Annotated in this window: 14 protein-coding genes; 10 read left to right on the forward strand and 4 right to left on the reverse strand. The window is 57.7% G+C overall.

The window, feature by feature from the left end:
- Positions 1–57: 57 nt before the first annotated feature.
- Together TU84_RS17320 and TU84_RS17325 are read right to left on the reverse strand one after the other, a co-directional pair.
- The gene (locus tag TU84_RS17320; RefSeq protein ID WP_048371107.1) at positions 58–702 is read right to left on the reverse strand and encodes a TetR/AcrR family transcriptional regulator; all 645 of its coding nucleotides are present in this window, start codon (positions 700–702) and stop codon (positions 58–60) included.
- A gap of 114 nt (positions 703–816) precedes the next feature.
- On the reverse strand, positions 817–2,193 hold the full coding sequence (locus TU84_RS17325; protein WP_048371112.1) for a glutamine synthetase family protein: 1,377 nt from the start codon (positions 2,191–2,193) through the stop codon (positions 817–819).
- Between the two features lie 278 nt (positions 2,194–2,471).
- Here TU84_RS17325 and TU84_RS17330 point away from each other — a divergent pair, with 278 nt between their 5' ends.
- The 8 genes from TU84_RS17330 to TU84_RS17365 all read left to right on the forward strand — a co-directional run bounded on the left by TU84_RS17330 (position 2,472) and on the right by TU84_RS17365 (position 11,713).
- Positions 2,472–3,248: a gamma-glutamyl-gamma-aminobutyrate hydrolase family protein gene (locus tag TU84_RS17330; RefSeq protein ID WP_048371115.1), complete on the forward strand. Its 777-nt coding sequence runs from the start codon at positions 2,472–2,474 to the stop codon at positions 3,246–3,248.
- A gap of 36 nt (positions 3,249–3,284) precedes the next feature.
- On the forward strand, positions 3,285–4,643 hold the full coding sequence (locus TU84_RS17335) for a glutamine synthetase family protein (protein ID WP_048371116.1): 1,359 nt from the start codon (positions 3,285–3,287) through the stop codon (positions 4,641–4,643).
- 58 nt (positions 4,644–4,701) lie between these two features.
- On the forward strand, positions 4,702–6,066 hold the full coding sequence (locus TU84_RS17340) for an aspartate aminotransferase family protein (RefSeq protein ID WP_048371118.1): 1,365 nt from the start codon (positions 4,702–4,704) through the stop codon (positions 6,064–6,066).
- A 184-nt stretch (positions 6,067–6,250) separates the two neighbouring features.
- Positions 6,251–7,363 (forward strand): polyamine ABC transporter substrate-binding protein, encoded by a 1,113-nt coding sequence (locus tag TU84_RS17345; RefSeq protein ID WP_048371120.1) that lies wholly within the window; start codon positions 6,251–6,253, stop codon positions 7,361–7,363.
- Positions 7,364–7,602: 239 nt separating this feature from the next.
- A complete protein-coding gene (locus tag TU84_RS17350) occupies positions 7,603–8,697 on the forward strand; it encodes a polyamine ABC transporter substrate-binding protein (RefSeq protein ID WP_048371121.1) in 1,095 nt (364 codons plus the stop codon).
- A 69-nt stretch (positions 8,698–8,766) separates the two neighbouring features.
- A complete protein-coding gene (locus tag TU84_RS17355) occupies positions 8,767–9,909 on the forward strand; it encodes an ABC transporter ATP-binding protein (protein WP_048371122.1) in 1,143 nt (380 codons plus the stop codon).
- A complete protein-coding gene (locus tag TU84_RS17360; RefSeq protein WP_048371123.1) occupies positions 9,906–10,826 on the forward strand; it encodes an ABC transporter permease subunit in 921 nt (306 codons plus the stop codon). The genes TU84_RS17355 and TU84_RS17360 overlap by 4 nt, the downstream gene beginning before the upstream one ends.
- Positions 10,823–11,713 carry an ABC transporter permease subunit gene (locus TU84_RS17365; RefSeq protein ID WP_048371124.1) on the forward strand — a complete coding sequence of 297 codons (891 nt, stop codon included), beginning with the start codon at positions 10,823–10,825 and terminating at the stop codon, positions 11,711–11,713. The genes TU84_RS17360 and TU84_RS17365 overlap by 4 nt, the downstream gene beginning before the upstream one ends.
- A gap of 170 nt (positions 11,714–11,883) precedes the next feature.
- Here TU84_RS17365 and TU84_RS17370 read toward each other — a convergent pair whose 3' ends face one another.
- Both TU84_RS17370 and TU84_RS17375 read right to left on the reverse strand, forming a co-directional pair.
- Entirely contained in the window at positions 11,884–14,667 is a 2,784-nt protein-coding gene (locus tag TU84_RS17370) for a C2H2-type zinc finger protein (RefSeq protein WP_048371125.1), read from the reverse strand.
- Positions 14,668–14,819: 152 nt separating this feature from the next.
- Positions 14,820–15,197, reverse strand: a complete 378-nt coding sequence (locus TU84_RS17375) for a COG4315 family predicted lipoprotein (RefSeq protein WP_048371131.1) — start codon at positions 15,195–15,197, stop codon at positions 14,820–14,822.
- 151 nt (positions 15,198–15,348) lie between these two features.
- Between TU84_RS17375 and phoB the strand changes: the two genes are divergently transcribed.
- Together phoB and phoR are read left to right on the forward strand one after the other, a co-directional pair.
- The gene (gene phoB, locus TU84_RS17380) at positions 15,349–16,041 is read left to right on the forward strand and encodes a phosphate regulon transcriptional regulator PhoB (protein ID WP_048371134.1); all 693 of its coding nucleotides are present in this window, start codon (positions 15,349–15,351) and stop codon (positions 16,039–16,041) included.
- Between the two features lie 88 nt (positions 16,042–16,129).
- Positions 16,130–17,452: a phosphate regulon sensor histidine kinase PhoR gene (gene phoR, locus TU84_RS17385; protein WP_048371136.1), complete on the forward strand. Its 1,323-nt coding sequence runs from the start codon at positions 16,130–16,132 to the stop codon at positions 17,450–17,452.
- Positions 17,453–17,461: the final 9 nt, after the last annotated feature.

Here is a 17,461-nt window from a genome sequence, read left to right on the forward strand (position 1 = left end):
TGAGTGGGGGGAGCTCTTTGTCCCTCACCCCAGCCCTCTCCCGAGGGAGAGGGAGCTTTACGGTTGTCGTTTTGGCAAAAACGGCGGCAGGTATAACCCCAAATACGCATCCACCACGCGCAGGCCTTCTTCGGCCATGCGCGGGGTGATGCTGTCGTGCAACTGGATAGAGCGCGCATACACCCGATCACCCAGCTCCATTGCCAAGGCAAAGACGTCGACGTCTTGCGGCAGTACCGGCAATTCAAAATGGCGCATAAACAACGCGTGCAGCAGTTGCCCCAGTTCCAGGTCGTGCTGACGGTCTGCCCGGGTGACTTCGGTAAGGCCATGCTGCGCCAGGATCAGTTGCCGGGCCGCTGCATCTTCGCTGTAGATAGTCATCATGCGCTGCTCGACCACCCGTGACAGATCACGCCAGGTCGTCAATGCGCCGTGGTCGATGGGCGCTTGCAGGCAGGCGCGGAAAGCACCGTGCACATCCTCGGTGAGTGCTTCGAGCAAGGCCGGCACGCTGGCGAAAAAGTGATACACCGATGACGGCGGGATGCCCGCATGCTCGGCCACGCTGTAAATCGACAGGCTGGCGACGCCCTGTATCGCCAGCAAGGTCCGGGCGGCGGCAAGGATCGAATCAATTCGGCCCTGGCTGCGTGCGCGAGGTTTGCGAGGGGTGGCTCGTGGTGTGGCGAGGCGCGTCATGGGTGTCTCCTGCGGGGCTGCAGGCATTGTACGAGCCGGGTCAACCGATTGCACAGCGCAAAAAAAACGCCACGGGCAGTAAAGCCCGTGGCGTTTCTTGAGTACTGCAATCGCTTATACGGTATGCAGGTACCAGTTGTATTCGAGGTCGGAGATAGAGTGTTCAAACTCTTCCAGCTCGCTCTCTTTACAGGCCACAAAAATATCGATGTATTTTGGATCGATGTATTTGGCCATGACCTCGCTATCGTCCAACTCACGCAGTGCATCACGCAGGTTGTTCGGCAGGCTTTGCTCGTTTTGCTCGTAGGAGTTGCCTTCTACAGGAGCACCCGGTTCGATTTTGTTGGTCAGACCGTGGTGTACACCGGCCAGCACAGACGCCATCAGCAAGTACGGGTTGGCATCGGCACCGGCAACCCGGTGTTCAATACGCACGGCATCGGAGGAACCAGTCGGTACGCGGATCGCTACCGTACGGTTATCCAGGCCCCAGCACGGCGAGTTCGGCACGTAGAACTGTGCGCCGAAACGACGGTAGGAGTTGACGTTAGGGCAAAGGAACGCCATCTGCGCCGGTAGGGTCTCGAGCACACCGCCGATCGCGTGACGCAATGCGGCGTTCTGCTCGGGATCCTCGCTGGCAAAAATATTTTTGCCATCTTTGTCCAGAATCGAAATATGGACGTGTAGCCCGTTGCCTGCCTGGCCTGGGTAAGGCTTGGCCATGAAGGTGGTGTCCATCTCATGGTCGTAGGCGATGTTTTTGATCAGACGCTTGAGCAGTACCGCGTAGTCGCAGGCCTTGATCGGGTCGGCAACGTGGTGCAGGTTCACTTCGAACTGCGCCGGGGCACTTTCTTTAACGATGGCGTCAGCCGGAATGCCTTGCTCTTTGGCACCTTCCAGAATGTCCTGGAGGCAGTCGACGTATTCGTCGAGGTCGTCGATCAGGTAAACCTGTGTCGAGTGCGGGCGCTTGCCGGAAATCGGGGAGCGTGGCGGCTGTGGGCGACCGTTTACGTTCTCCTGGTCGATCAGGTAGAACTCCAGCTCAAAGGCTGCGCAAATGGTCAGGCCAAGATCGTCAAATTTGGTAACAACTTGACGCAGTACTTCGCGCGGATCGGCGAAGAAAGGGTCACCTTCAAGTTCGTGCATGGTCATCAGCAGTTGCGCGGTTGGGCGCTTTTGCCATGGCTCGTTGCACAGGGTGTCAGGGATTGGATAACAGATTCGGTCTGCGTCGCCGATGTCCAGACCCAAGCCGGTGCTTTCCACCGTTGAGCCATTGATATCCAGGGCAAATAAAGAGGCAGGCAAGTTGATGCCCTTCTCGTAAACCTTGTGGAGGCTGGTGCGTTCGATGCGCTTGCCGCGCACCACACCATTCATATCCGCAATTAGAAGGTCTACGTACAGAACCTCAGGATGATCCTTAAGGAACGCGTTCGCTTCGTTAAGCTGAACGGCACGCGGGGGTACCGACATGATGCAACACCTTTGTTGTTAAAAATATCAATCATTGAGCGCTACGGGTTTCAGTCAACCCGAACGGCATACCGAAGTCAAGCAACCTATTTTTTGCCCCAAAAAAGCGCTCGAAGGGCATTTTTGACGCATTTTAGGGCGAATTTCGCCCTTATATCGCTTCACTACCCGCAGGCTTGAGCGGGCCGTGTTGTATTTTTTACGGGGGTGTTGTGTAAAAAAATGAACGAGGCTAAGCTCGATTCAAACCCATAACAGCAATAATACCGGGGTGTTACATGTCACGCCTGCCGATAATCGGCGTCACCGCCTGCACCAAGCAGATCGGTTTGCATCCTTATCACATCACTGGCGATAAGTACGTGCGAGCTGTCGCGGTGGCAGCCAAAGGCTTGCCTCTGATCCTGCCGTCTCTGGCAGAACTCATACAACCGTCCGATATTCTGGACGGTCTGGACGGCCTGCTCTTTACCGGGTCACCCTCCAATATCGAACCGCATTTGTATCACGGCCCGGCCAGCGCGCCTGGCACGCTGCATGACCCTGAACGTGATCGCACCACCCTCCCCTTGATTCGCGCCGCACTGGCAGCCGGCGTTCCGGTGCTCGGCATTTGCCGAGGGTTTCAAGAATTAAATGTAGCCCTGGGTGGCTCACTTCACCAGAAATTGCACGAAGTCGAAGGCTTCATAGAGCACCGTGAAGACCCGAGCGCACCGCTTGAGGTGCAGTACGGTCCCAGCCATGCCATGCACGTTCAACCGGGCGGCGTGCTGGCGGGTTTGGGCCTGCCGAGCGACTTCGACGTCAACTCGATTCACACCCAGGGCATTGACCAGTTGGCCCCGGGGTTGCGCATTGAAGCCACTGCACCGGACGGGCTGGTAGAAGCGGTCTCGGTAAAAGACGGCAAGGCTTTTGCTTTAGCAGTTCAATGGCACCCCGAATGGCAGGTAAGCTCTAACCCGATTTACCTCGCAATCTTCCAGGCATTCGGAGATGCCTGCAGGCGGCGCGCACACCAACGCGACGCCGATGCGTCAGTAAACGCCTGACTTATTCAAGTCAGGAAACTCAGCCCAGAGGCATTTATGAGTAACAACCTCGACCAGCTCACCGATTGGTTGAAAGACCACAAGATCACAGAAGTCGAATGCATGATCGCCGACCTTACCGGCATTGCCCGCGGTAAGATCTCGCCGACCAACAAATTCATTGCCGAAAAAGGCATGCGCCTGCCCGAGAGCGTATTGCTGCAAACCGTTACGGGCGACTACGTCGAAGACGACATCTATTACGAACTCCTCGATCCGGCCGACATCGACATGGTCTGCCGTCCCGATCAGAACGCCGTCTATGTTGTGCCCTGGGCCATTGAGCCAACCGCTCAAGTGATTCACGACACCTACGACAAGCAGGGCAACCCGATTGAGTTGTCACCGCGCAACGTGCTGAAAAAGGTCCTCAAACTCTATGCCGACCACGGCTGGCAGCCGATCGTGGCGCCAGAAATGGAGTTTTACCTGACCAAGCGCAGCGAAGACCCGGACTACCCGTTGCAGCCGCCGGTTGGCCGCTCGGGTCGCCCGGAAACCGGCCGTCAGTCCTTCTCTATTGAAGCAGCCAACGAGTTCGACCCGCTGTTCGAAGACGTGTACGACTGGTGCGAGCTGCAAGAGCTGGATCTCGACACTCTGATCCACGAAGACGGCACCGCGCAGATGGAAATCAACTTCCGTCATGGCGATGCCCTGTCGCTGGCCGACCAGATCCTGATTTTCAAACGCACCATGCGTGAAGCCGCGCTCAAGCACGACGTGGCCGCCACCTTTATGGCCAAGCCCATGACCGGCGAGCCGGGCAGCGCGATGCATTTGCACCAGAGCATCATCGATATCGCCACGGGCAAAAACATCTTCTCCAATGAAGACGGGACGATGAGCCAGCTGTTCCTCAACCACATCGGCGGGTTGCAGAAGTTCATCCCTGAACTGCTGCCGCTGTTTGCACCGAATGTGAACTCCTTCCGCCGCTTCCTGCCTGATACCTCAGCGCCGGTGAACGTGGAATGGGGCGAAGAGAACCGCACCGTCGGCCTGCGCGTACCGGATGCCGGCCCGCAAAACCGCCGTGTCGAAAACCGTTTGCCGGGCGCCGATGCCAACCCGTACCTGGCCATTGCGGCCAGCTTGCTGTGTGGCTACATCGGCATGGTCGAAGGCATCAACCCAAGCGCGCCTGTAGTAGGCCGCGGCTATGAACGTCGCAACCTGCGCTTGCCGTTGACCATCGAAGACGCCCTGGAGCGGATGGAAAACAGCAAGACCGTCGAGAAGTACCTCGGCACCAAGTTCATCACCGGTTACGTCGCCGTCAAACGTGCCGAACATGAGAACTTCAAGCGCGTCATCAGTTCGTGGGAGCGGGAATTCCTGCTGTTCGCCGTCTGACACGCCGGGAGCCGCGCCTGGAAGGTGCGGCTCCCCAACTGAATAAAAGGAGAGCTGTATGACTAGCAAGAACCCGCAAACGCAAGCCTGGCAACAACTGAGCAACGATCACCACCTGGCCCCTTTCAGTGACTTCAAGCAATTGAAAGAAGTTGGCCCGCGCATCATCACTCACGCTAAGGGCGTGTACCTCTGGGACAGTGAAGGTCACAAGATTCTCGACGGCATGGCCGGCCTGTGGTGTGTTGCCATTGGTTATGGCCGTGACGAACTGGCCGATGCCGCCAGCAAGCAAATGCGCGAACTGCCGTACTACAACCTGTTCTTTATGACCGCTCACCCGCCGGTGCTTGAGTTGTCCAAAGTCATCGCCGACATCGCCCCCGAAGGCATGAACCACGTGTTCTTCACCGGTTCCGGTTCGGAAGGCAACGACACCATGCTGCGTATGGTCCGCCACTATTGGGCGATCAAAGGCCAGCCGAACAAGAAAGTCATCATCAGCCGTAAAAACGGCTACCACGGTTCGACCGTGGCGGGCGCAAGCCTGGGCGGCATGACCTACATGCACGAACAGGGCGACTTGCCGATCCCGGGCATTACCCACATCCCCCAACCGTACTGGTTCGGTGAAGGCGGCGACATGTCCCCGGAAGAGTTCGGTATCTGGGCGGCCAATCAACTGGAAGAAAAGATCCTTGAGCTGGGCGTCGACAACGTCGGTGCTTTTATTGCCGAGCCTATTCAGGGCGCCGGTGGCGTGATTGTTCCGCCAGACACCTACTGGCCGCGCATCAAAGAGATCCTCGCCAAGTACGACATTCTGTTCGTGGCTGACGAAGTGATCTGCGGCTTTGGCCGGACCGCCGAGTGGTTCGGCAGCGACTTCTACGACCTCAAACCCGACATGATGACCATCGCCAAGGGCCTGACCTCGGGCTACATCCCGATGGGAGGCCTGATCGTGCGCGATGAAGTGGTGGCCGTGCTCAACGAAGGCGGCGATTTCAACCACGGGTTCACCTACTCCGGTCACCCGGTAGCCGCCGCCGTTGCCCTCGAAAACATCCGCATCCTGCGCGACGAAAAAATTATCGAGAAGGCCAACGCCGAAACGGCACCGTATTTGCAAAAGCGTTTACGCGAACTCAACGATCACCCGTTGGTGGGCGAAGTGCGCGGTGTTGGCCTGTTGGGCGCCATTGAACTGGTGCAGGACAAAGCCACTCGCAAACGTTATGAAGGCCGGGGTGTGGGCATGATCTGCCGTCAGTTCTGCTTTGATAACGGCCTGATCATGCGCGCCGTCGGCGACACCATGATCATCGCGCCACCGCTGGTCATCAGCAAAGACGAGATCGATGAGTTGGTGACCAAGGCGCGTAAGTGCCTGGATCTGACCTTGGAAGCATTGCAGGGTTAACTGCTAGGCTTTGGGCGCAAGAAAACTGCGGATTTTATGTAGGCAATTGCGCTTAGAGCCTTAAGAATCAAGGCTCTTCCCTTGAAAGCCTGCCCTGGATCTTGCCAGACTAGCCGCCGGCTTTGGTTACCCTGACATCAGGTCGCTGAATCGGTGGTTTAAAAGAACAATTGGAGCATTACAGATGAAGGCATCAGGTTTTAAAAAAGCTGGCAAGACCCTTCTCGCCCTGTCCTTGATGGGTGTGATGGCCGGGGCAGCACAAGCAGCAGACAAAGTGCTGCACGTTTACAACTGGTCCGATTACATCGCACCCGATACCGTCAAAAAGTTTGAAGACAAGACCGGTATCAAAGTGGTTTACGACGTGTTCGACAGCAACGAGACCCTTGAGGCCAAACTGCTGGCGGGCAAGTCTGGCTACGACATCGTCGTGCCATCCAACAACTTCCTGGCCAAGCAGATCAAAGCCGGCGTTTACCAGGAGCTGGACAAGTCCAAGCTGCCTAACTGGAAAAACCTCGACCCTGCTCTGCTCAAGGCCGTTGGCGATGCCAGTGACCCGGGCAACAAATTTGCGTTCCCGTACATGTGGGGCACCATTGGCATCGGCTACAACCCTGAGAAGGTCAAAGCCGCTCTGGGCGTCGACACCATTGATTCCTGGGACGTGATCTTCAAGCCCGAGAACATCGAGAAGCTGAAAAAATGTGGCGTGAGCGTGCTCGACTCGCCAACCGAAATGCTGCCGGTGGCGCTGCATTACCTGGGCTTGCCGACCAACAGCCAGAAGAAAGACGATCTGCAGAAAGCTGAAGAGCTGTTCCTCAAGGTGCGTCCTTCGATCGCTTACTTCCACTCCTCCAAGTACATCTCTGACCTGGCCAACGGCAACATCTGCGTTGCAGTGGGCTACTCGGGCGACCTGGAGCAATCCATCAGCCGCGCCAAAGAAGCCGGTGACAAGGTCAAACTCAAGTACGTGATTCCGAAAGAAGGTGCAGGCAGCTTCTACGACATGGTCGCCATCCCTAAAGATGCCGAAAACGTTGATGCCGCTTACGCCTGGATGAACTACCTGCTGGAACCGGAAGTGATGGCCGAGATCACTAACAGTGTTCGTTTCCCGAACGGTAACAAAGCTGCAACACCGTTGGTGAATAAAGACATCTCGGGTGACCCAAGCATCTATCCGTCGGATGAAGTCAAAGAACATCTGTACGCGATCAGTGACTTGCCACCTGCAACCTTGCGCCTGCTGACCCGCAGCTGGACCAAGATCAAATCCGGTAAGTAACACGGCAATCTTGTAGGAGCGAGCTTGCCTCGCGATCTTTTAAAAGATCAAAAGATCGCGAGACGAGCTCGCTCCTACAAGCCAGATTTCATGTGAAATCAGCGTGTTATCGCAATAAATCGCAGAAAACTTTGCTGTGCAGGTTTATCGAGGGTAAGTTGCGCGCCGGTTTTGTCTTTAGCGGTTCAGCTGCCGGAAGACACGGGCAACTCAGGCCCAACTATTTAGAGGACCACCACGTGTCTATTTCCTTGTTTCGCAAGACCTTGATGGTCGGAGCCGGTCTAGCGCTTGCAGTCAGCGTTCAAGCGGCCCCCACCGTGCACATTTATAACTGGTCGGACTACATAGCACCCGATACCTTGGCCGATTTTGAAAAGGCCACCGGCATCAAACCGGTGTATGACGTCTTCGATTCCAACGAAACGCTGGAAGGCAAGCTGCTGGCTGGCCGTACCGGTTATGACGTGGTTGTGCCGTCTAACCACTTCCTGGGCAAACAGATCAAAGCGGGCGCTTTCCAAAAGCTCGACAAATCGCAGCTGCCCAACTATTCCAACTTGGATCCTGCCTTGCTCAAGCGCCTTGAGCAGAACGATCCGGGTAACCAATACGCCGTGCCGTACCTGTGGGGCACCAATGGCATTGGTTACAACGTCGATAAAGTCAAAGAAGTCCTGGGCGTCGACAAAATCGACTCGTGGGACGTGGTCTTCAAGCCAGAGAACATCAAAAAGCTGCAAGCCTGCGGCGTATCGTTCCTGGATTCGGCCGATGAAATGATGCCGACCGTGCTCAACTACCTGGGCCTGAACGCCAACAGCACCAACCCTGAAGACTACAAGAAGGCCGAAAAAACCCTGTTGGCGGTGCGTCCTTACGTCACCTACTTCCACTCGTCCAAGTACATCTCAGACCTTGCCAACGGCAACATCTGCGTCGCGATCGGTTTCTCCGGTGATGTGTTCCAGGCCAAAAACCGTGCCGAAGAAGCGAAAAAAGGCGTGAACATTGCCTACGTCGTGCCCAAGGAAGGCGGCGCCCTGTGGTTTGACATGCTGGCGATTCCAAAAGACTCCAGCAACGTTAAAGAAGCCCACACGTTCATCAACTACCTGCTGCAACCTGAAGTCATCGCCAAGGTCAGTGACTACGTTGGCTATGCCAACCCAAATCCTGGGGCTGACAAGGTAATGGATGAGTCCATTCGTACCGACGAAGCGGTTTACCCAACCCAGGCGGTACTGGACAAGGCTTACGTTTCGACCGAGCTACCGCCGAACATTCAGCGTCTGATGACGCGTTCGTGGACTAAGGTCAAAACGGGTAAATAGCTCGCAAGACCACCTATCCAAGGCCCGAACCTCTTGTTCGGGCTGCTAAATTTGTTGGGAGTTTCGTAAATGGCTGTTGCCTCCGGCGCCTATAAGAAAGCCCTCGAGGGCGATCAGACCCCTAAACAGGTTCTGGTCAAAATCGACCGGGTCACGAAAAAATTCGACGAGACGATTGCAGTGGACGATGTGTCCCTGGAAATCAACAAAGGCGAGATCTTCGCCTTGCTCGGCGGATCGGGATCGGGCAAATCCACCTTGCTGCGCATGCTCGCCGGTTTCGAGCGCCCAACAGAGGGCCGTATTTTCCTCGATGGCGTGGACATCACCGACCTGCCGCCCTATGAGCGGCCGATCAACATGATGTTCCAGTCCTACGCTCTGTTCCCGCACATGACCGTGGCGCAAAACATCGCCTTCGGCCTCAAGCAGGACAAAATGGCGAGCGCTGAAATCGATGCCCGCGTTGGCGAAATGCTCAAGCTGGTGCACATGACCCAGTACGCCAAGCGCAAACCGCATCAATTGTCGGGCGGTCAGCGCCAGCGTGTGGCCCTGGCCCGTTCGCTGGCCAAGCGTCCTAAATTGCTGCTGCTCGACGAACCCATGGGTGCGCTGGACAAAAAACTGCGTTCGCAGATGCAACTGGAGCTGGTGGAAATCATCGAGCGCGTCGGCGTGACCTGCGTCATGGTGACCCACGACCAGGAAGAGGCCATGACCATGGCCCAGCGCATCGCGATCATGCACCTGGGCTGGATCGCCCAAATCGGCAGCCCGATCGACATCTATGAAACCCCGGTGAGCCGCCTGGTGTGCGAATTCATCGGTAACGTCAACCTGTTCGAAGGTGAAGTGGTCGACGACGCCGAGGGCTACGCGCGCATCAACAGCCCGGAGCTGGAGAACGACATTTACGTCGGGCATGGCGTGACCACCTCGGTCGAAGACAAACACATTACCTACGCGATCCGCCCGGAAAAGATGCTGATCACCACCGAAAAGCCGGCCTACGAGTACAACTGGTCGCGCGGCAAGGTGCATGACATCGCTTACCTGGGCGGCCACTCGGTGTTCTACGTCGAACTGCCCTGCGGCAAGCTGGTGCAATCGTTTGTGGCCAACGCTGAACGCCAGGGCGCTCGTCCGACCTGGGACGATCAGGTCTACGTCTGGTGGGAAGACGACAGCGGCGTGGTACTGCGCTCATGAACATGCGAAAGCTTAAACGCCGACTGCAACGAATAACCCCCGGTGGCCGTCATGTGGTCATCGGGATTCCATTCCTGTGGCTGTTTCTGTTTTTCATGCTGCCGTTCTTCATCGTTCTGAAGATCAGCTTTGCTGAGGCAGACGTCGCGATTCCGCCGTACACCGAGATCCTCAACTACGTTGACCAGAAGCTCGAGATCCTGCTGAACCTGGGCAACTACGCCATGTTGGGCGACGATGAGCTGTATATCGCCGCGTATCTGGGCTCGCTGAAAATGGCCTTTATCAGCACGCTGTTGTGCCTGCTGATCGGCTATCCGATGGCCTACGCCATCGCCAACGCGCGCAAAGAAATGCAGACCGTACTGGTGCTGCTGATCATGATGCCGACCTGGACAGCGATCCTGATCCGCGTGTATGCGTGGATGGGCATTCTGAGCAACAACGGCCTGCTCAATGGCTTCTTGATGTCCATGGGCTGGATCGATCAACCATTGCAGATCCTCAACACCAACACCGCGGTGTACATCGGTATTGTCTACTCGTACCTGCCGTTCATGATCCTGCCGTTGTACGCCAACCTCGTCAAACACGACCACAGCTTGCTGGAAGCCGCGTCTGACTTGGGTTCGAGCACTTTCAACAGCTTCTGGAAGATCACCGTTCCGTTGTCTAAAAACGGCATCATCGCGGGCTGCATGCTGGTGTTTATCCCGGTAGTGGGCGAGTTCGTGATCCCGGAACTGCTGGGCGGACCAGAAACCCTCATGATCGGTAAAGTGTTGTGGCAAGAGTTCTTCAACAACCGTGACTGGCCGGTAGCTTCTGCACTGGCGGTGGTCATGCTGGCGATCCTGATTGTGCCAATCATCCTGTTCAACCGCAGCCAGGCTAAAGAGCTGGAGGGCAAGATATGAAGCGCATCCGTTTCTCTAGCTTTATGTTGGTGGTAGGGCTGTTGTTCATCTACCTGCCAATGCTGATCCTGGTGATCTACTCCTTCAACGCCTCCAAACTGGTGACGGTGTGGGGCGGCTGGTCGCTGAAGTGGTACACCGGCCTGACCGACAACACCCAACTGATGGGCTCGGTCATGCGCTCACTGGAAATCGCCTGCTACACGGCGATTGCAGCGGTCGCATTGGGCACCCTCGCAGCGTTCGTGCTGACCCGTATCAGTCACTTCAAGGGCCGCACGTTGTTCGGCGGCCTGGTGACGGCGCCGTTGGTGATGCCTGAAGTGATCACCGGTCTGTCGCTGTTGCTGCTGTTCGTGGCCATGGCGCAGATGATTGGCTGGCCGCAAGAGCGCGGCATCGTCACCATCTGGATCGCCCACACCACGTTCTGTGCGGCCTATGTGGCGGTGGTGGTATCGGCCCGGCTGCGCGAGCTGGACCTGTCCATCGAAGAAGCGGCCATGGACCTGGGTGCCAAGCCGTGGAAGGTGTTCTTCCTGATCACCATCCCGATGATCGCCCCGTCACTGGCGGCTGGCGCCATGATGTCCTTTGCCCTGTCGCTGGACGACCTGGTACTGGCCAGCTTCGTGTCCGGCCCGGGCTCCACGACCTTGCCGATGGAAGTGTTCTCGGCCGTGCGTCTGGGGGTTAAACCCGAGATCAACGCCGTGGCCAGCTTGATCCTGCTGGCGGTGTCGCTGGTGACCTTCCTGGTGTGGTTCTTCAGCCGCCGCGCCGAAGAGCACCGCAAAAAAGCCATCCAGCAAGCCATCGACGAAGCCGCTGCCGAGTCGTGGAAACAACCCGATGTACGCCGTCCAAAGTCGCCTGACGCCGCTTAAGACTGCGATTTAAAAACCTCGCCTCCTGTCACAGGGGGGCGAGGTTTTTTTATGGGCATTGCTTAATGCCCGCTCTTGAGCCAGTGCCGTTTTAAATGATGATTGTGGCTAAAGCGTTGGGTGCAACCCCCATGCGTACAGATCGTAAGGCCGTGAAGCGACGTCATGGGCTAAGTACTCCGGCCGGCATGAGTTCGCATGTGACGCGTAAGCTGGCTGTTCTGGCTAAAACTCTTTGAGCATCCAGGCGCAGTGCATGGGTACGGCTTCTCGCCGGTATGAGTTCGCAAGTGCTCCTTAAGGTGGCTGTTCACGCTAAAGCTCTTTGAGCATCCAGGCGCAATGCACGAGTACGGCCTCTCGCCGGTATGAGTTCGCATGTGATCCTTAAGATTACCGTTCAGGGTAAAGCTCTTTGAGCATCCAGGCGCAGTGCACGGGTACGGCTTCTCGCCGGTATGAGTTCGTAAGTGACGCTTAAGACTGATGAGAATTGCAAAGCTCATTGAGCATCCAGGTTCAGTGCACAGGTGCGGCCTCTCGCTGGTATGAGTTCGCAAGTGAACCGTAAGCTGGCCCTTCTGCTTAAAGCTCATTGAGCATCCAGGTTCAGTGCACGGGTGCGGCCTCTCGCCGGTATGAGTTCGCAAGTGATCCTTAAGATGGGTCTTCCATCCAAACCCTTTCATGCAACCAGCCGCACCACAGTAAAAGCGCTTAAGTGCTGGCACAGCAGGCACTAGGAATGTGCCCTGCGAAGACGTCCCAGGCTGAGGCTCTGCAACAGCCGCCGGCAAGCTCTGTATGATCTGCTGAAACTGATCTTGAAAATCACTCTCTTGAAGGTCTGCATCTGCAACCTCCGCCGCGAGTGCAAAATCTCCAGCTTTACTGTCTTGTGTATCGTCATCGGCCAATAACGCTCGGGCTTGCGCGCCGGTCATTTCAGGGGCGGCCCCCACTGCGTCCACAATCCAATCCTCCCCGAGCTCCACGTCTGAGAGCTTGCGCACGCGTATACGCCCGTCCGCATCCACATGCCCTATCGGGTCGTTGCCGACAAACCCATACAGGTTCAAGCCATCAATGGCGCCACCCGGATCGGGGTTCAGCCAGCGGTTTAGCCACGGGGCGTAGTAGCGATAGCCGTAGTAATACAGCCCTGAGGCATCGCGTTCCTTGCCTGAGTAACGAAGGGTTTTGTAGCTGGCTTCCACTTCATTGCGCCCGGCCCAGCACGCGGTACCGCCGAACGGGTAGTAGGTTTCCTGGCTGATCAGTTGGGCCTGATCGTCCAGCTCCAGCGTGCTGGAACCCAAGTGGTCATCGAGGGTGTAGCGCAACTGATCGTTGCCAAGGCCGGTGGGCGGTGTGTCCCAATGCAACCATTGCACGCGGCACCGCCCGGCCTGAACAGTGACGACCTCAAGCTGTTCCTGGCTGGCGCTGTTGGTGCGCACCTCCAGCCCCGGCAGGTAGCGGGTTTCGGCGGTGTGACTGTTGGCCTGCGCTTGCCAGGTGCGGACTTTGCGCAGGCGCTTGCCTCCACCGCCGTAGATATAGCGCTCCTCGTCATTGGCGGCGTGCTGACGGGTGACCTGGGCGATTGCGCACAGTTGATTGCGGGCATCCCACTGTAGGGATTGGCCGGACTGCAAGATCAGCACATTGCCATTGGCGTCGTAGCTGTGTTCCGTTTCGCCGCTGCGCATAAGGCGGTTGCTGTGTGGGGCGATGTGCATCGACAGCGTGTGATTGATCGCCCCCAGGTGAATGCGCTCCAGCAGATTGCCCGCCGCATCGTAGCGATAGGTTTCGCTGTAATTGACCACCTGGCTGGTGTCCGAAGTCTGCCAGGCCGGCAAGTCCGGGCCGAGTGACGGCTTGGCAGTCTCCCAACCGCTGGCTGCAATCAGTTGGTAGAGGCTGTCGTGGGTAAAGCGGCGAATGGGCTCGATGCGCTGATTGGCAAAATGTCGGGTGGCCAGGGTTGTGTCTTCAATCTCAACAAGGTTGCCGACCGGGTCGTAGCGGTAATGCAAATCTTGCAACAACGGTTTACCGGGCGCTTGCGCCTGTAGCCGAGCCAGACGGCCGGTCGACGCTTCGTGGACCAGACGCGTGACAACGCCATTGCCAGCGGTTTCGCTTTCGACTTGAGAAAAGGCGTTGTAGCAGATGTTGCTGACCAAGATTTTTACAGCGCTGCTGCCCGCAACTTGCAGGCCGGTTTCGCGCAGTTGCCCGGCCACGGTGTGGCTGAAGTGTTGTTGATGCCCTTTGGCATCGGTCTGGCTGAGCACTTCGCCAGCAGCGTTGAAATGCCAGCGGCTGATAAGCGGGTCGGCCTCCTCCAGCAACAGGTCGCGCTGCGCCTCAGGCTCGGGCCAATGAGGCAGGTCAAGGCTACGCCAAAACTGTTGGGTTTCTTCCAGCATTCCGCCTGCCAGACCGTATTCAGTCATGTGCCGCGTACCCGCCGGGTCGTCGTGGCGCAGTAACCTGCCGCAGCGGTTGTGCCGGGCGCTCTGCGCGCTGGCGCTGGCGTAGGCAAAGCGCTCGATCACATGGCTACGGTTTTCAGTCACGCTGACCGGGCGCATCGAGTCGTCATAAGCGGTTTGCCAATGGCTCTCGCGGGTGTCCCATACCTCCAGCATCTGCCCGGCCTCGCCCGCCAGGCTGACCCGCCACCCCGCATCGCTGCTGTCAGTGGCCAACACCTGACCGGACAGGCTGAACACGGTCAGCAGATTGGCCGGAGCCGAAGCGTGCGCGAACACACGCGGGTCGCGCTGTGCCACCAGCCGCCCCATGGGATCGAACACGCTCTGCGTCACCCGTTGCTCAGATGCTTGCCCACTCACTGAGCACGCAAACGCCACCGTGCGAATCGGCAAACCGCGCGGGTCGATAACGGCTAGCGTCGGCGTATGGGCGTGGAGCGACGTCATGGGCAAGCTCTTGGGAGTGACCTGCCTCACAGCATGCGCTCAGGAGGTGAGCACGTCTGCTGTCAGAAATGACAGTCATGAGCTGGAGGTCTGTGCATCACTGAATCGCGAGCAAGCCCGCCCCCACGAATGAGCGGGCCCGCTTTAAAGGTTTATGGCTTGGCCACGTGCCACACACCGCCTTTGCCGTCGCCGGTTTTTTCACCAGGGCTCTTGTCGCCTGCAAAGGTGTACAGCGGCTTATCCTTGTAGACCCATTGTTTCGTGCCGTCTGTGCGCTCGGTCGTTTTCCAGTCACCCATGTCTTTGGCGTCGGACTTGGCGGGCAGCGGTGGCCAGTTTTTGGCGCAGGTGTCGTAGCACGTCGACTTACCGTCCGCATCCTTGTCGTACGTGTAGAGCGTCAAGCCGACGTGATCAACCAGAAATCCGTCCTTGACCATCGCCGGCTCGTCAGCAAAGGCCAGCCCCGGAAGCGCCAGCGCGGCGGCCAGCAGCAATGCCTTCAGGGAAGTAGTGTTATAAGTCATCGGAATCGTCCTTTTTGTGGTTGTACGATTTGAGATCAAAGCGTAGTCCACTAATCTGCGGAGCGCTTTTAGGCCCAAAGCTGTCACACGACTGCAATAATTCCGTTATCTAATGCGCCACAAGACAGTTAAATGACACGAGGGTTACGGCATGGTTGGCAGGAGCATTTTGATCGTAGATGACGAGGCACCGATCCGCGAGATGATCGCGGTGGCCTTGGAAATGGCTGGCTACGATTGCCTGGAAGCCGACAATGCTCAGGACGCTCACGCCATCATCGTGGACCGTAAGCCTGACCTGATTCTGCTGGACTGGATGCTGCCCGGCGGCACATCGGGGATCGAATTGGCCCGTCGCCTGAAACGCGAAGAACTGACCAATGACATTCCGATCATCATGCTCACCGCCAAAGGCGAAGAGGACAACAAGATCCAGGGCCTGGAAGTGGGCGCTGATGACTACATCACCAAGCCGTTTTCCCCGCGTGAACTGGTCGCCCGCCTCAAAGCCGTGCTGCGCCGTGCAGGCCCCGCCGACAACGAATCACCGATTGAAATCGGCGGCCTGCTGCTCGACCCCATCAGCCACCGCGTCACCATCGACGGCACCCCGGCCGACATGGGCCCCACCGAATACCGCCTGCTGCAATTCTTCATGACCCACCAAGAACGTGCCTACACCCGTGGCCAGTTACTTGACCAAGTGTGGGGCGGCAACGTGTACGTTGAAGAACGGACCGTCGACGTGCACATCCGTCGCTTGCGCAAAGCCCTCGGCGAGGCGTATGAAAATCTGGTACAAACCGTGCGCGGCACCGGTTATCGGTTTTCAACAAAAGCTTAAGAGCAGCAGCTAGCTATTGGCTGTAAGCGGCAAGCTTGGAGCTTGCTGCTTATAGCTTGCCGCTTAAGCCCACAACGGGACGTGTGACTTGAACCCAAATTGGCATGGCACTCTGATTCGCCATCTATTGCTTTTGATTACCGGCTGCCTGTTCATCGGGTTGATCAGTGGGTATTACGGCTGGAGCCTGGTCGTCGGTCTGGGCCTTTATCTGGGCTGGACCCTTAAACAGCTGCTGCGCCTGCACGATTGGCTGCGCAACCACCAACCCGACGAAGCACCGCCCGATGGCTATGGCCTGTGGGGTGAGGTGTTTGACAGCATCTACCACCTGCAACGCCGCGACCAGCGCGTACGCGGGCGCCTGCAAGCGGTGATTGACCGTGTGCAAGAGTCCACCGCCGCCCTCAAGGACGCCGTGGTCATGCTCGACAGCCATGGCGACCTGGAATGGTGGAACCGCGCCGCCGAAACCCTGCTGGGCCTCAAGACCCCGCAAGACAGCGGCCAGCCGGTCACCAACCTGGTTCGCCACCCGCGCTTCAAGGAATACTTCGACAACGGCAATTACGCCGAACCGCTGGAAATTCCTTCGCCGGTCAACGACCACCTGCGCATCCAGCTCTACATCACCCGCTATGGCAACAACGAGCACCTGATGTTGGTGCGTGATGTCACCCGCCTCCACCATCTGGAGCAAATGCGCAAAGACTTCATTGCCAACGTCTCCCATGAACTGCGCACGCCGTTGACGGTGATTTGCGGCTATCTGGAAACCCTGCTCGACAACGTCGATGACGTGAACCCGCGCTGGAAGCGCCCGCTGTCACAAATGCAGCAACAGGGCGAACGCATGCAGACGCTGCTCAATGACCTGCTGTTGCTGGCCAAGCTGGAAGCCACCGACTACCCCTCGGACAACCAGCCGGTGCCTATCGACGCCTTGCTGCGCTCGATCAAGGGCGACGCCCAGGCGTTGTCCGGGCAACGCAACCAGACCATCACCCTGGACATCGACACCAACGTGGCCCTCAAGGGCAGCGAAGCCGAGCTGCGCAGCGCGTTCTCCAACCTGGTGTTCAACGCCGTCAAATACACCCCGGACGGCGGCTCTATCCGTATTCGCTGGTGGGCAGACCACTTGGGCGCGCACCTGAGCGTGCAGGATTCGGGGGTCGGCATCGACAACAAACACCTGCCGCGCCTGACCGAACGCTTCTACCGCGTAGACTCCAGCCGCAATGCCAGCACCGGCGGTACGGGCCTGGGGCTGGCCATCGTCAAACACGTGCTATTGCGCCACCACGGGCACCTGGACATCAGCAGCGTATTGGGCCACGGCAGCACTTTTACCTGCCAATTCGACCCGGTTCAGGTCATAAAACCCAGGATTAGCGCCTCCGTCAGCTGACCCGTGTGG

The sequence above is a fragment of the Pseudomonas helleri genome (assembly GCF_001043025.1).
GTDB lineage: Bacteria > Pseudomonadota > Gammaproteobacteria > Pseudomonadales > Pseudomonadaceae > Aquipseudomonas > Aquipseudomonas helleri.